At 66.9% G+C, this 12,380-nt stretch carries 14 protein-coding genes and 1 tRNA gene; 7 read left to right on the forward strand and 8 right to left on the reverse strand.

All coding sequences use genetic code 11. The features are described from left to right. Positions 1–27: 27 nt before the first annotated feature. The 5 genes from DF286_RS02685 to ubiA all read right to left on the reverse strand — a co-directional run bounded on the left by DF286_RS02685 (position 28) and on the right by ubiA (position 5,060). On the reverse strand, positions 28–810 hold the full coding sequence (locus DF286_RS02685) for a TfuA-like protein (protein WP_109270037.1): 783 nt from the start codon (positions 808–810) through the stop codon (positions 28–30). Further along, a complete protein-coding gene (locus tag DF286_RS02690; protein WP_109270038.1) occupies positions 807–1,940 on the reverse strand; it encodes a YcaO-like family protein in 1,134 nt (377 codons plus the stop codon). The genes DF286_RS02685 and DF286_RS02690 overlap by 4 nt, the downstream gene beginning before the upstream one ends. A 65-nt stretch (positions 1,941–2,005) precedes the next feature. Beyond that, positions 2,006–2,746 carry an inositol monophosphatase family protein gene (locus tag DF286_RS02695; protein WP_243444838.1) on the reverse strand — a complete coding sequence of 247 codons (741 nt, stop codon included), beginning with the start codon at positions 2,744–2,746 and terminating at the stop codon, positions 2,006–2,008. 13 nt (positions 2,747–2,759) lie between these two features. Next, positions 2,760–4,106, reverse strand: coding sequence for a TldD/PmbA family protein (locus tag DF286_RS02700; RefSeq protein ID WP_109270040.1), 1,347 nt, complete (start codon positions 4,104–4,106; stop codon positions 2,760–2,762). Between the two features lie 39 nt (positions 4,107–4,145). Continuing rightward, on the reverse strand, positions 4,146–5,060 hold the full coding sequence (gene ubiA / locus DF286_RS02705) for a 4-hydroxybenzoate octaprenyltransferase (RefSeq protein WP_109270041.1): 915 nt from the start codon (positions 5,058–5,060) through the stop codon (positions 4,146–4,148). Positions 5,061–5,166: 106 nt separating this feature from the next. Here ubiA and DF286_RS02710 point away from each other — a divergent pair, with 106 nt between their 5' ends. The 5 genes from DF286_RS02710 to DF286_RS02730 all read left to right on the forward strand — a co-directional run bounded on the left by DF286_RS02710 (position 5,167) and on the right by DF286_RS02730 (position 8,852). Further along, complete coding sequence (locus tag DF286_RS02710; RefSeq protein ID WP_109270042.1) at positions 5,167–5,922, forward strand: 16S rRNA (uracil(1498)-N(3))-methyltransferase; 756 nt, start codon at positions 5,167–5,169, stop codon at positions 5,920–5,922. A gap of 50 nt (positions 5,923–5,972) precedes the next feature. After that, positions 5,973–7,349: a glutamate--cysteine ligase gene (locus DF286_RS02715; protein ID WP_109270043.1), complete on the forward strand. Its 1,377-nt coding sequence runs from the start codon at positions 5,973–5,975 to the stop codon at positions 7,347–7,349. A gap of 265 nt (positions 7,350–7,614) precedes the next feature. Next, the gene (locus tag DF286_RS02720; RefSeq protein ID WP_109270044.1) at positions 7,615–8,214 is read left to right on the forward strand and encodes a hypothetical protein; all 600 of its coding nucleotides are present in this window, start codon (positions 7,615–7,617) and stop codon (positions 8,212–8,214) included. After that, positions 8,211–8,456 carry a hypothetical protein gene (locus DF286_RS02725; RefSeq protein ID WP_109270045.1) on the forward strand — a complete coding sequence of 82 codons (246 nt, stop codon included), beginning with the start codon at positions 8,211–8,213 and terminating at the stop codon, positions 8,454–8,456. Before DF286_RS02720 ends, DF286_RS02725 begins: the two co-directional genes overlap by 4 nt. Before the next feature lie 153 nt (positions 8,457–8,609). Next, positions 8,610–8,852, forward strand: a complete 243-nt coding sequence (locus tag DF286_RS02730; RefSeq protein ID WP_109270046.1) for a hypothetical protein — start codon at positions 8,610–8,612, stop codon at positions 8,850–8,852. Positions 8,853–8,894: 42 nt separating this feature from the next. On the opposite strand, the gene DF286_RS02735 is transcribed toward DF286_RS02730, so the two are convergent. Further along, positions 8,895–10,217 (reverse strand): methyltransferase family protein, encoded by a 1,323-nt coding sequence (locus DF286_RS02735; protein WP_109270047.1) that lies wholly within the window; start codon positions 10,215–10,217, stop codon positions 8,895–8,897. 180 nt (positions 10,218–10,397) lie between these two features. Between DF286_RS02735 and DF286_RS02740 the strand changes: the two genes are divergently transcribed. Beyond that, complete coding sequence (locus tag DF286_RS02740) at positions 10,398–11,021, forward strand: PilZ domain-containing protein (RefSeq protein WP_158274599.1); 624 nt, start codon at positions 10,398–10,400, stop codon at positions 11,019–11,021. A gap of 83 nt (positions 11,022–11,104) precedes the next feature. Beyond that, positions 11,105–11,191 (forward strand) — tRNA-Tyr (locus DF286_RS02745). 35 nt (positions 11,192–11,226) lie between these two features. Here DF286_RS02745 and csgH read toward each other — a convergent pair. Together csgH and DF286_RS02755 are read right to left on the reverse strand one after the other, a co-directional pair. Then, the gene (gene csgH / locus DF286_RS02750) at positions 11,227–11,580 is read right to left on the reverse strand and encodes a curli-like amyloid fiber formation chaperone CsgH (protein WP_109270049.1); all 354 of its coding nucleotides are present in this window, start codon (positions 11,578–11,580) and stop codon (positions 11,227–11,229) included. A gap of 34 nt (positions 11,581–11,614) precedes the next feature. Then, positions 11,615–12,379, reverse strand: a complete 765-nt coding sequence (locus DF286_RS02755) for a hypothetical protein (protein ID WP_109270050.1) — start codon at positions 12,377–12,379, stop codon at positions 11,615–11,617. Position 12,380 lies beyond the last annotated feature (1 nt).

A 12,380-nucleotide genomic window follows, 5' to 3' on the forward strand; every position in this document is an offset into this window, starting at 1 on the left:
GAAGGACGGAACGCGACTCCAACTGGATTACTGCCTTTTATTAACCTTAATAGGATCATCTGTCACTCTGCCGTCAGCCGTGCCTGCCAAGCATCGTCGATCAAGATCGACGCCGCATTCGAGGGCGAGATTGTCGAGGAACACCGTCCTGACCATCGCAGGCCGCCGGAGGGCCGGAACCTCTCCGGCGGCCATCCGGAGGCACTCGCGGGCATCGAGCCGCTTCTGTTCGACCGCCCACTGCTTCAGCGATGATTCCAGCGGCGGATGCTGTCGTGGAAGCGAGGCCAGCTGCACGACCAAACTCCAGGTCCGATCGATGTAATGGATCGACGCAGCGGCCTGGAGCAGAGCGCGCGCCTCCTCGGCGTCGATGAGGCCACGCCTGCGCGCGCGGCAAAGCGTGGCTCGAACATCCACCAGTGGCACGGACAAGGGACGCCAATCCCAGTCCTCGGGCCCATGCACCAGCGCGACCTCGTCGTCGCCAACCAGGTTGCCCCTGGCGTAGGCGCGATAGATGGCGCCCACTCCGATCAGGCCGAACCCGTCCATCTCCGCCGCTCGAAGGGCACCGATGCTGCTGGCCCCGAAAATGCGAATGCCTTCGGAGAGCAGCAGCAATATCTCCTTGTGCCGCACGGCAGGCCGATGGTCGAAATAGCCGTCGATGAGGCACAGCCTCGTCGAGGCATTGACATCGAGCCGCAACAAGTCGCCCGCCTCGGCCGGCGGCATCCAGGTGACGCCACTGAACTCGCGGCGGTCCTCCTCGGTGAGCGACGGTCCGGCGAAGGCGATGATCGTCATGAAGGATGCCTGCGTGTCCGGTCCGTCGAGCCGAGGCCCGGCACGAACGCCCGCGTGACGACCAGGCCCAGCCCATCGTCGAGACGCTTGGCGACGACCTGGCGATATCCGCAGCGAGCCAGGCTCTCGACGAGCGGCTCCCACTCCCAGGGCAGTGAAGGCGTATCCTCCCACACCAGCGCGCCCGCGGGCTTGTCCCGCGCGATCTGGGCCGTCGCGGGAGGCCTGGAGCTATAGTAGGACGGCAGGATATCGTCGCGCACGCCGGCGATCACCGTCAGCCGCGATTGCAGCGCTTCGGCGAGAGCCTTGAACAAGGCGAGCTCGGGATCGCCATGGGCTGCGCTGCCGTAGAAGCGGCGGTAAGCGGGCCCGAATTCCTCCATGCCGCCAATCACGCACAGGAACACGGGGACGGACAGGTCGGAGGTCAGGCGGAACAGCTGGAGCTCGATCCGATGCTCCGCGAAGCATGACAGCCAGTTTCGAAACCAATCGAAGGGCACGGTACTGAGCGCGATCGACGTCGCCGCCTGCTTTTCGAAATCCACCCGTTGCCACTCCCCCAACGCGTCGCGCTCGATGATCTCGAGAAGCGCGATGGTGAGGGCGTCGTCTTCGTCGGCGCCAGTCCCCAGCCCGTTGCTTTCCCGATCGAACCGGCTGGGAAGACCCAAAGTGCAGTCCAGCGATACAAGCAGATGCGGCAGATAGTGGTCGCGCCCGGTGACCAAATCTTTGGCAACGGACCATTGAATCGGCTCGTCGCCGGGCGGCGGAGCGTCTCGGCTGTCGGCATAATCGGCCAGGTCGGGCGCCCGCTCGTTCGACGGCAAGGCGGCGAAACGACATAGCGGCCCATCGGCCGGCGCATTTTCGGCGCAGTGGCATTCGATCGCCTCGCAGAGTGCGCCTATTTTCGCGGCCAGCGGCGAGACGCCCTTGCCCTGATGCACGCTGAGCGCCTTCCCGGCCGGCCGTACCGCCTGCCAGACCGGGAGGCCCAGACGATCGAGCCGGGTGATATCGGCGAGGCGCGTGACGCCGCACTGTGCGGCCGCGGCGAGAGTCTTGTCGAGGAACGCCTCGGGCGGCAGCGAGCGCGATCGGTCTTCCGGGCCCAGCGACATGCGCGACTTCCTCCTGGATAGAGGCGACGCAAACAGTGGATCAGATTATCATGATTCCGCGCCGTTCAAACCACCGCCAGCGCACGCTTGCGCAGCCTTTCGGCGGCGGCAGCGTGGATACCGGGCGTCGCTACCAGGACGCCGAACGCCTCGCCCGTGATCGTATTGAAGGTGAGCGGCTGGCCGAGCGCTCCGGTGACCGTGGCGCCCGCTTCTTCCGCGATCAGGGCGGCTGCGGCGATGTCCCATTCAAACCCCCAGCGGAGCGTCGCCACCAGGTCGGCCTCGCCGGCGGCGACCATGGCGATGCGAAGCGCGATCGAATTGGGTTTCGCGACCGCAACGAGATCGCTGTCTATCTGGGGGAGCTGGTCCGCCGGCACGCGCGCGCCGATGAATTCGGTGCGGCTACTTACCTGGAGGCGTTCGCCATTGCGCCAGGCGCCCTTGCCCCGCTCGGCCGTCCAATGCTCTCCCCGCTGCGGCGCGTCGAGCACCCCGATCAGCGGGGTCCGATCCTCGATGAGGGCGACCGACACGCACCAGCCCGTGCGCCCGCGCAGATAGTCGCGCGTGCCGTCGATCGGATCGACGACCCAGGCGCGGCGGCGCTCGAAACGATCGGTGGCATCCAGGGTCTCTTCCGACAGCCAGCCTGCGTCCGGATCCAACGCCCCCAGATGCTCGCGAAGATAGGCGTCGACCTCCAGGTCGACGTCGCAGACCGGATGCCCCGGCACCTTTTCCCACTGCTTGAACGCGCTGCCGCAGCGGCTGGCAGCAATCCGTCCAGCCTCGCGAGTAATCCTGGAAACCTCTTCAAGCACCGGCGACCGTCATTCCCTCTATCCTGACGGTCGGAACATTGACGGCACGGCGATGTTCCAGATCGCCGGCCGGCGTCAGCGCCATGAACATCTCGATGAGATTGCCGGCGATGGTGATCTCCGCGACGGACGCCGTGATCTCACCATCCTCGATCAGGAAGCCGGAGGCCCCGCGGCTATAGTCGCCGGTCACCGGATTGACGCCATGGCCGATCAACTCCGTCACATAGAGGCCGCGCTTGATGTCCCGGATGAGGTCGCCCTTGCTCACCGTGCCCGGGAGGAGGTCGACATTGGTCGCGCCGGCGCCGGGCGGGCCGCCGATGCCGCGCGTCGAATGGCCCGTCGGCTCGCGCCCCAGCTGCCGCGCCGATGCGCTGTCCAGCAGCCAGCCGGTCAAGCGCCCATCCTCGACGAGGTTGCTCGGGCTCGTCGCCATCCCCTCGCCGTCGAACGGCTTGGAGCGCAGGCCGCGTGGCCGATGCGGGTCGTCGCGGATGACGATCCCCTTGGCAAAGACCTGCTCCCCTTCGCGGCCGAGCAGGAAGCTGGTCTTGCGCGCAACGGACGGACCGCTGATCGCGCCCAGCATGTGGCCGATCAGGCTGCCGCCCACGCGCGGATCGAACACCACCGGCATCGCCCCGCTCGGCACCCGCACCGGATTGAGCCGCGCCAACGCCCGCTCGCCGGCACGCCGCCCGATCGCTTCGGGCGCGTCCAGGTCCTCCAGATGCCGCACATTATGGGTGGCATAGTCGCGCTGCATCGTGCTCCCGATCCCGGCGATGACGCTCGCCGAGGCACCGTAGCCGCTCGTCCTATAGCCGCGGCAAAAGCCATGGCTCGTGGCCAGCGCAATCACCGAACGGCCGGCGCTGAGCGCCGCGCCTTCGCTGTTGGTGATGCCCTCGATCGATCGCGCCGCCGCCTCGGCAGCCAGCGCGCGCTCCTTGAGGTCCGCCGGCGAGGGATCCCTGCCATCGTCCCCGTCCACATCCACGCCGGCGCCCCGTAGCAGCCGATCCTCGGGCGCCAGTCCGGCGGAATCATCCTCCGGCGCCTCGCGAGCCATCGCCGCCGCGCGCTCGACAAGAGCGGATAATGCCTCTTCCGACAGGTCGGATGAAGAGACGCTGGCGGAGCGCTTCCCCAGGAAAAAGCGCAATCCGATTTCCTCGCCTTCGGAGCGCTGCACGTCTTCCAGTTCGCCGAGCCGCACCTGAACCTCGGTCGCGGCATCTCCGATATAGAGCACGTCGGCGGCATCGGCTCCGGCCTTACGGGCGGCCTCGACCAGGGAGGCGGCGCGCGCCTCGGCGTCTTTCACGTCTAGCATCGCCGCCGCTTAGGACTCCGCGGCCGCAAAAGCAAAAGGTCAGGTCGTACCGACCGCCAAGCAGGCGAGGAACATCAGAAGCCCCGCGAAGCGGTTGGACCGAAACTTGGCCAATGCGTCCGCGCCATCGTCGGAACTGAGGGCTGTGACCTGCCAGAGGAGATGCAACGCCATCGGCAGCAGCGCGACAAGGCCCAGCCCGTCCGGCCGCACCTGCCAGATTGCCAGCGCCCAGAGAGCGAGAGCGACAAGATAAAAGACGCCCACGCCCCTTCGCGCATGCCGCCCTAGCGCCCGCGCCGAGGATTTGACGCCGACCAGCGCGTCGTCCTCCTTGTCCTGGATGGCATAGATGGTGTCGTAGCCGATCACCCAGAAAATGGCGCCCGCCCACAGCCACAGCGCCGCCGGATCCATCTCGCCCCTCACCGCCGGCCAGCCGACCAACGCGCCCCAGGAAAAAACGAGACCAAGCCAGGCCTGCGGCCACCAGGTGATCCGCTTCATGAACGGATAAGCCGCAACCAATGCCAGGCTCCCGAGCGCCACCAGCGCGGCGGTGATGTCCAGCTGCAGCAGCACGACCAGCCCGACGAGACTCAGCCCCACCAGCAGCGCCCAGGCCCCTTTCAACGAAACCCGCTTGCTCGCTAGCGGCCGGAGGCGCGTCCGCTCGACTTGCGCATCGAGATCCTTGTCGACGATGTCGTTGTAGACGCATCCCGCGCTGCGCATCGCGAAGGCGCCGAGCCCCAGCCACAGGATCAGCGCCACGCCGTCGCTTCCCATCCCTGCCAGCGCGACGCTCCAGGCGCAGGGCCAGAACAGCAGCCACGCCCCGATCGGCCGGTCGAGCCGCATCAGCGAAGCGTAGGGTCGCAGCGCCCGCGGCAACGCTCCGATCAATCCGCGCCGCTCGCTGTCGGGAACGATGTCGGTCTCGAGTGAACTCATGAACCGATCCCATGCCGTTCGTCCCGGGCGAAGTCGAGGGGCGCATGCGATGAGGCTGTGCCAACGCCCCTCGACGAGGCTCGGGACGAACGATTAGGGGTGAACCATGCCTGCCACTCCCGCCTGGCCGCCTTCCAGCCTTCCCCGCCTCTATGTGGAGGCGGCGCTGAGCGAAAATGCCGCCCTCACGCTCGACGGGGCTCCGGCCAATTATCTGGCCAACGTCCTTCGCCTCGGCCCCGGCGGACAGGTGAAGCTGTTCGACGATCGCACCGGGGAATGGCTGGCCGAGATCAGCGAAGCGGGGCGGAAGCGCATCGCCCTTCGCGTCGTCTCGCATCTGCGAGAGCGCGAGACCGTCCCCGACCTCTGGCTCCTGTTCGCCCCGATCAAGCGCGGCCGCATCGACTGGATCGCCGAGAAGGCGACCGAGCTGGGCGTCGCGCGGCTCGTGCCCGTGCTCACCCAGCGCACGATCGTCGACCGCGTCAACACCGAACGTCTTCGCGCCCACATGGTCGAAGCCGCCGAGCAATGCGAGCGCACCGCCCTGCCCGAACTGGCCGAGCCGCAAAAGCTCGACGCCCTTCTCGCCGCCTGGCCCGCCGAGCGCACCCTGTTCTTCGCCGACGAGCAGGGCGGCGCTCCCCTCGCCGCGGCTGCCAGGCCGGGCCCCGCCGCCATCCTGATCGGCCCAGAGGGCGGCTTCACCGACGCGGAAGGCGCCCGCATCCGCGAACTTGCGCAGGTTGAACCGGTCTCACTCGGCCCACGCATCCTCCGCGCCGACACCGCCGCTCTCGCCGCCGTCTCCCTCTGGATGGCCAAAGCTGGAGACTGGGAGCGTCACGCCGAACGTTAGCAGGCCGAAACCGGCTGGCGGCCCCGCTCCGCGCCGGCTATGGGGCCGCCATGACGACGCGCACCGCCTCCGCCGCCGCCGATCCCGTGATGGAGAGTCGAGACGATCTTCTGCGGACCTTCATCAAGGGTGAAAAGCCGAAGGAGGCGTGGCGGATCGGCACCGAGCACGAGAAGTTCGTCTATCGCCGGTCCGACTACCGCGCCCCTTCCTATGACGAGCCCGGCGGCATTCGTGACCTGTTGGAGGCGCTCGCCAGTTGCGGCGAATGGCAGCCGGTGCTCGAAAACGGCAACGCCATCGCCCTGGCCGGCCCCGACGGTACCGTCAGCCTGGAGCCCGCCGGTCAGCTCGAACTTTCCGGCGCCCAGGTGGAAAATCTCCACCAGACATGCGCCGAAACGGGCCGTCACCTCGCCTGCTGCAAGGAAGCGGGCGAGCGGCTCGGCCTCGGGTTCCTGGGACTCGGCATGTGGCCCGACAAGACGCGCGCGGACATGCCCATCATGCCCAAGGGCCGCTATGCCATCATGCTGAAATACATGCCGAAGGTCGGCAATCTCGGCCTCGACATGATGCTCCGCACCTGCACCATCCAGACCAATCTGGATTATGGCTCCGAAGCCGACATGGCTCAGAAGTTCCGCGTCGGCCTCGCCCTGCAGCCGCTCGCGACGGCACTCTTCGCCAACTCGCCCTTCACCGACGGCAAGCCCAACGGCTTCCTTTCGTATCGCAGCCACATCTGGTCGGACACCGATCCGGACCGCACCGGCATGCTGCCCTTCGTGTTCGAGGACGGCTTCGGCTACGAGCGTTATCTCGACTATGCGCTCGATGTTCCGATGTATTTCGTCTACCGCGACGGCCGCTACATCGACGTCGCCGGCCAGTCCTTCCGCGATTTCATGGAGGGCCGTCTTCCCGGCTTTTCTGGCGAAAAGCCCCTCCTTTCGGACTGGACCGACCATCTCTCCACCGCCTTCCCGGAGGTGCGTCTCAAGAGCTTCCTCGAGATGCGCGGCGCCGACGGCGGCCCCTGGGCGCGCATCTGCGCCCTCCCCGCCTTCTGGGTCGGCCTCCTCTACGACCAGACCGCGCTCGACGCCGCCTGGGACGAGGTAAAGCACTGGACGCTGGAGGAGCGCCAGACGCTCCGCGACGCGGTGCCGAAGCTCGGTCTCAAGGCCGTGGCGCCGGGCGGCGAGCCCCTGCGCGAATTCGGGCGACGCATCCTCGCCATTGCCGAATCGGGCCTCAAGGCGCGTGCCCACCTCAACGCTGCGGGCGACAATGAGGAAGGCTTCCTCGACCCCTTGCGCGAGATCCTTGCCAAGGGCCAATCGCCCGCCGACCAGCTCCTCGGCCGCTACCATGGCGACTGGCAGGGCGACGTCAGCCACGTCTATGAGGAAATGAGCTTCTAGAGTTCCGAGCGTCATCCCGGCGAAAGCCGGGACCCAAGAACACCCTTCTCTCAGGACGGGGAAGGACGTCTTCGCATCTTCCCTACCCATGTGTTCTTGGGCCCCGGCTTCCGCGGGGTGACGAAATCCCACGCTCGTCCCGCATCCGCAACGTCTAATCGGGTTCCGCCCTCCTAAGGGATTCCAGCCGCCGCGCTTCGCGCTACCCTCCTCCTTATAACAGCGAATCGGTAGGGGGAGACCGTTCGGGGCGGGAGGCATTATCATGGCGACCACCGGACCAGGCGTGGACACCCCAGGCTTCATCGGGCGCGCGAACTGGGTGTCGCGCCCGGCATCGGAAGGCGATCTTGCGCGCGGCATGCTCCTGCTCCGCGCCAGCAACATGAATGTGATGCGGCTCCAGCTTGCCATGGAGCGCAGCGACCGGCGGCTCGCCATGGAGGCGCTCGACGGTCTCGTTGCCCTCGACAATGAGCTCAAGGGCTTCATCGAGGATATGCCGCCTGCCGATAACGCTTTGAGCGAAATGACGCGGCGCCTCGATGCCCAGAAGGCCGTGCTCGCGTCCGAAAAGCTGATCTTCGCGGCCGGCCGTTCAGGTCCATCCCTCGCCCGGCCCAAGGACGTCGCGCCGCCGGCCCCCATTGCCGAACCGGATGCGCCGAGAACGCTTAACCTGGAGCCGGAATGGGTGCCCGCCCACCTCGTCGAGGAGGAAAAGGAAGCCGGACGCGGAGGGCGCATCGCCTGGATCGCGGTGGCCTTCCTGCTCCTGATCCTCGCCGGCGCGGCCGCCCTCCATTTGGCGGGCCTCGCCACGCTTCCGATCAACGCCCTTCCTTTCCTTGGAGGTGAGTCATGATGCACGACCAGGACGGCCTGCTTCGCGCCCAGGCCCTCGAAGCCTATGAGGCGATCCCTTCACTGGACGCCCACGGCGAACTCACCCGTCTCATTCTGGCGGAAGTGGCGCTTCTTACCCGCAAATATCGCTGCGTGAGGCGCCACGACGTGCCCCACATTGCCGAGCTTACCGGGCTCCTCGACGTCCTCTGGCAGGAGGTCCAGGAAGCCGAAGCGCTCAGCATGCAGGAAGCGCACTAGTCAGCGCGGCTCGTCCTACCCTCCGCACGGCTCACCCGCAGCGCGGGACAAGCCGAGCCATTTCAGCGGTGTAACGGCCGCGGGGCCGCAACGATTCCGCACCGCGCCGAATTGAGGAGATCGGGCCCTACCAACCAGAATAAGGGGAATGACATGATTGCCAAGAGGGTAGCAACGCTGCTCACCGCCGTCGCCATGACGGCAGCCAGCCCGGCCTTCGCTCAGGCGTCGGCTCCCGTGCCGGCGCCGGAAACTTCGCTTCAGGGCAGCGCCCAGATGGGTGAGAATACCGCGGCCTATGTAGTCGCGGCCATCGTCCTTGGCGGCCTTATCTTCGGCTTCGTCAAATTCCTCGACGATGACGATGACGGGGATAACATACCGGTCAGCCCTTGATCCGTGCTGAGGCACCTCGGCCGTGAAGGCCGGGGTGCCCCGCTATTCCGCTGCCACCGGCTCCACCTTTCCGACGCCTTTCAGGGCGCGGACAAATCGTGGCAGCGGGCCGTTCCGCGCCATCCATTCGGCATAGTCCCGATAGGCGGGATCGGCCATCAGGTGCCGCTCCTCGGTGCGGGCACGCCAATAATAGACGCCGCTCACCATCGCGAGGATCGCGGAATTGCGGATCATGTCGACCGGACTGCCGCTGGTCGCCAGGAAGGGCAGCGTCGCCAGCCACCAGAAGAGATTCTTCGACACATAGGCCGGGTGCTTGGTCCAGGCATATGGACCGTGGGTCAGGATGCCGCGGTGCGTAAGGTTCGAAAAGCGCAGGCCGAACGCGACCGTCGCCCAGGCATAGACGGCGGTGAGCAGCACCAGGAGCATGCCGGTCATCGCCATCACCAGCGGATATCCTCCCAGCCAGTAGGTCCACCCGTCGGGTCCTGCGGTGCCCTGATGATAATCGAGCGGGCCGCCGGCGTTCATCAGGATGAAGGGCGGGTAGCAGATGAGCGCCGCCACCCAGCCCGTCGCATAGGGATTGGCCGAGCGGATATGGGCATCGAGCGGCTTCATCGTCAGCACGTAGCCGACCGTCGCGAACGACACGTCGATCAGGAACATGGCTGAAACGAGCCAGAAGGAGAGGCTGACCGGATTGGCCGCGATGTCCGAGGCGGGCGCCTGGATCACATGCGTCCAGTTGCCCGGCACGATCGAGATCATGAAGGCGAGAAAAAAGCCTTTGACCGCCCAGCTGCGGAAGAAGTCGTGGAGAAGGTCCTTGTCGAGGTTGCGGCCGCGCCCGATCAGCAGCCGGCCGAAGTGCCATGCGCCGTCGCGAGGTTCGACAAGGCGGCGGTCGAGCCACAGCACATAGGGAATCGAGAGAATCAATGCGGCGACCGACCCGATCGCCAGCGCCTGCATCGCGAACAGATAATTGCCGCGCCAATACCAGCGGGCGATGCAGTAGAGGCAGCCGATCACGCCCCAGATCGCCCACAGGCCCACCAGCTTCACCAGGCTGATGTCGATGCTGTCCCGCAGCGGGCGCGGCGGCGAATCCCAGTCGATGCCGGTGCTGGGGCTGCGATGCACCTTGTCGACGAGCAGCGACCAGAGAACCATCGGCAGCCCGCAGGCGAGAAGACCGATGAGCGATGCCGCGGGCCCCGCCATCCCGTAAGCACGAGCCACCACGATCCAAGCAAGGAAGCCGGCCAGACCGGCTAGGCCGACGCCGGTGCTAACCGCCGACCGCGGCCGCGCGTCCCGAAGCGCGCCGGCTTGGATCCTGCTTTCCGCGTTCATGACCGCGCGGAATAGCCAAAACTGGTAAGCAAGCCGTGAAGACGGCCGCCGGCACTCGGGGGTTGCCGTAGCAGCGCGGGGGCGGGTGTAAGGTCTTCTTAAACCTCTGCCACGCTACTGGGAGACCTGCCCGGGCGAAGGGCTCTCCCCGGGCCGATGCCGACGGAGGGAATGTTGCTGATGACGAGCGCCCTGGAGGAGACGACCTTCTCCTTTTCTCGAGACGTGCCGGCCCGGCCACCGGAGCGCCGGCGGGAGGCGCGGTATCTCACCATCTTGCGCGTCGGCACGCTGATCGTCGACGGACGCCGCGAGCTTTGCCTTATCCGGAATATTTCGGCCGGCGGGCTGATGGCCCATGTCTATTCCACCTTCGAGGAAGGGCAGCGCCTTTCCGTCGAGCTCAAGACGAACGACCAGGTGAGCGGCAGCGTCACCTGGTGCGACGGGTCCAACATCGGCGTCGGGTTCGACGAGCCGATCGACGTCGAGGAGCTGCTCACCGTCGAACCCGTCCTCCCCAATGGATGGAAGCCGCGTCTCCCGCGCGTCGAGATCGATCGCCTGGCGACGCTGCGCGTCGGCGCCGCCATTCATTGGGTAAACACCCGCGACATCTCCCAGGGCGGCATCAAGATCGAGACCGACCAACCGCTCGAGCCGGGCCAGGAGGTGGTCCTGTCGCTGGAGAAATTCCGTCCAATCCCAGGCGCCGTGCGCTGGTATCAGGACGGCTTCGCCGGCATCGCCTTCAACCAGGTGATCCCGTTCCGAGAGTTGATGATCTGGCTGAAAGAAAGTTGAGGAATGGCCGCGTTGACAGCGGCGCCCCCTTTCGCCATTGAACCGCCTGCCCATCCAAGGGGCCCGAACGAGGGCGCTTTCGGGGACAGGTGGCCGAGTGGTTAAAGGCAGCAGACTGTAAATCTGCCGGGCTTCGCCCTACGCTGGTTCGAATCCAGCCCTGTCCACCACCCTTTCGAGGGTGGTTGCCCGCCCAGCGCGCGACTTAGCGGTTCGTAGAAGCCGCGCTTCTCTCATAGGCCGCCCCGCCCTCGGGCGAGACCTTGAGTATGGCCGACCAACCCCTGTCCGCCTGTCCCAGAGTGACGGTCGCGAGCGTCGCCGCCCTTCCGGGCTGCAGATGCGCTTCCCCCCGCTGCACCGAGCGATTGCCCCCCTCGCTCGCTACCACTTCCAACGAATAGCGGGCGGTCATCGCGACGTCCGAGTCTCCAATCACGGTCAGCCGGACGCCCTCGCCCACGGGCTCGGCGGCGAGGCGGATGGGCACAGCCTCGGATGCCGGCGCACCGGTCATCGCGGCCGCAAAGAAAGCCAAGGGTCCGAAGAGGCCTGCCATTGCGCTGTTCCTTTCATGCCCGATTGGTTCCGCTTCATTGCGGCGGCGTCACACTCACCCCTTGGCCGATGATCTCCAATATCGCGGCCGCAGCGGCATCGATCGCGGGATTCTCCGCGGGGTCGTTCTTCGGTTGGTCCGTAGGCGCCGACGCGGGCTGGTTGAGCACCATCGAGGCGACGCCCAGCCCTTCCAACGTGGCCGCGTCTCCCTCTTTGGCGAGGCGGCGCGTCACTTCCGTGCGGCTCGCGGGATCTTCGCGCAGGCGCTGCTGGACGATCAGCCTTTGCTCGGGGGAGAGAAGCGTGGGGTCCGGCCGGACGAACTCGGCCGAGCGTGTCTCGATAACGCGCGCGCACACCTTGGCCTTCGCCTGCGCCTCGTCGGCGGGATCGCACGCATCCTCGCCGCCCTCGACGGGCGCGATCGCGCCTGTGCGGCCCTCACTTCGCTCGGAAAGCGCCTGCGGCGGCTGCGCCGTCGGGCCACCCCGATAGAGCTGCGCCGGCGGCGCGGCATCGCGTTCGGCATCGCCAAGCTGCGTCGGCGGCGTGCGTTCCTCCCCGGCCGGGCTCAGTTGCTGCACCGACGGCGTGAGCGCCCCCGTCGCGCGCGGCGTCATCACCTCGCGGGTTCCACTCGAGACCTGCTCGATCGGCCCGGAGGAATCGCCGGCTGAGCGCACCTGCTCGACCTGGCCGAGCGGCTCCTGCGCCGCCGTCGGGGCGCAAAGCAGGGCGAGAAGGCCGAGGCCAAGCGCCACCTGAAGCGTGCGCTTCTCACCGCTGGACTGTGTCATG

Source organism: Sphingosinicella humi (assembly GCF_003129465.1).
GTDB classification, from domain to species: Bacteria; Pseudomonadota; Alphaproteobacteria; order Sphingomonadales; family Sphingomonadaceae; genus Allosphingosinicella; species Allosphingosinicella humi.

Coding starts and splice junctions, on each gene's coding strand:
- csgH (WP_109270049.1), bottom strand. CDS start 11,580: ATGGCAGGCCTCTTCGGACCCTTGGCTTTCTTTGCGGCCGCGATGACC.
- DF286_RS02720 (WP_109270044.1), top strand. CDS start 7,615: ATGGCGACCACCGGACCAGGCGTGGACACCCCAGGCTTCATCGGGCGC.
- DF286_RS02690 (WP_109270038.1), bottom strand. CDS start 1,940: ATGTCGCTGGGCCCGGAAGACCGATCGCGCTCGCTGCCGCCCGAGGCG.
- DF286_RS02700 (WP_109270040.1), bottom strand. CDS start 4,106: ATGCTAGACGTGAAAGACGCCGAGGCGCGCGCCGCCTCCCTGGTCGAG.
- DF286_RS02740 (WP_158274599.1), top strand. CDS start 10,398: ATGACGAGCGCCCTGGAGGAGACGACCTTCTCCTTTTCTCGAGACGTG.
- DF286_RS02735 (WP_109270047.1), bottom strand. CDS start 10,217: ATGAACGCGGAAAGCAGGATCCAAGCCGGCGCGCTTCGGGACGCGCGG.
- DF286_RS02685 (WP_109270037.1), bottom strand. CDS start 810: ATGACGATCATCGCCTTCGCCGGACCGTCGCTCACCGAGGAGGACCGC.
- DF286_RS02730 (WP_109270046.1), top strand. CDS start 8,610: ATGATTGCCAAGAGGGTAGCAACGCTGCTCACCGCCGTCGCCATGACG.
- ubiA (WP_109270041.1), bottom strand. CDS start 5,060: ATGAGTTCACTCGAGACCGACATCGTTCCCGACAGCGAGCGGCGCGGA.
- DF286_RS02710 (WP_109270042.1), top strand. CDS start 5,167: ATGCCTGCCACTCCCGCCTGGCCGCCTTCCAGCCTTCCCCGCCTCTAT.
- DF286_RS02715 (WP_109270043.1), top strand. CDS start 5,973: ATGACGACGCGCACCGCCTCCGCCGCCGCCGATCCCGTGATGGAGAGT.
- DF286_RS02755 (WP_109270050.1), bottom strand. CDS start 12,379: ATGACACAGTCCAGCGGTGAGAAGCGCACGCTTCAGGTGGCGCTTGGC.
- DF286_RS02725 (WP_109270045.1), top strand. CDS start 8,211: ATGATGCACGACCAGGACGGCCTGCTTCGCGCCCAGGCCCTCGAAGCC.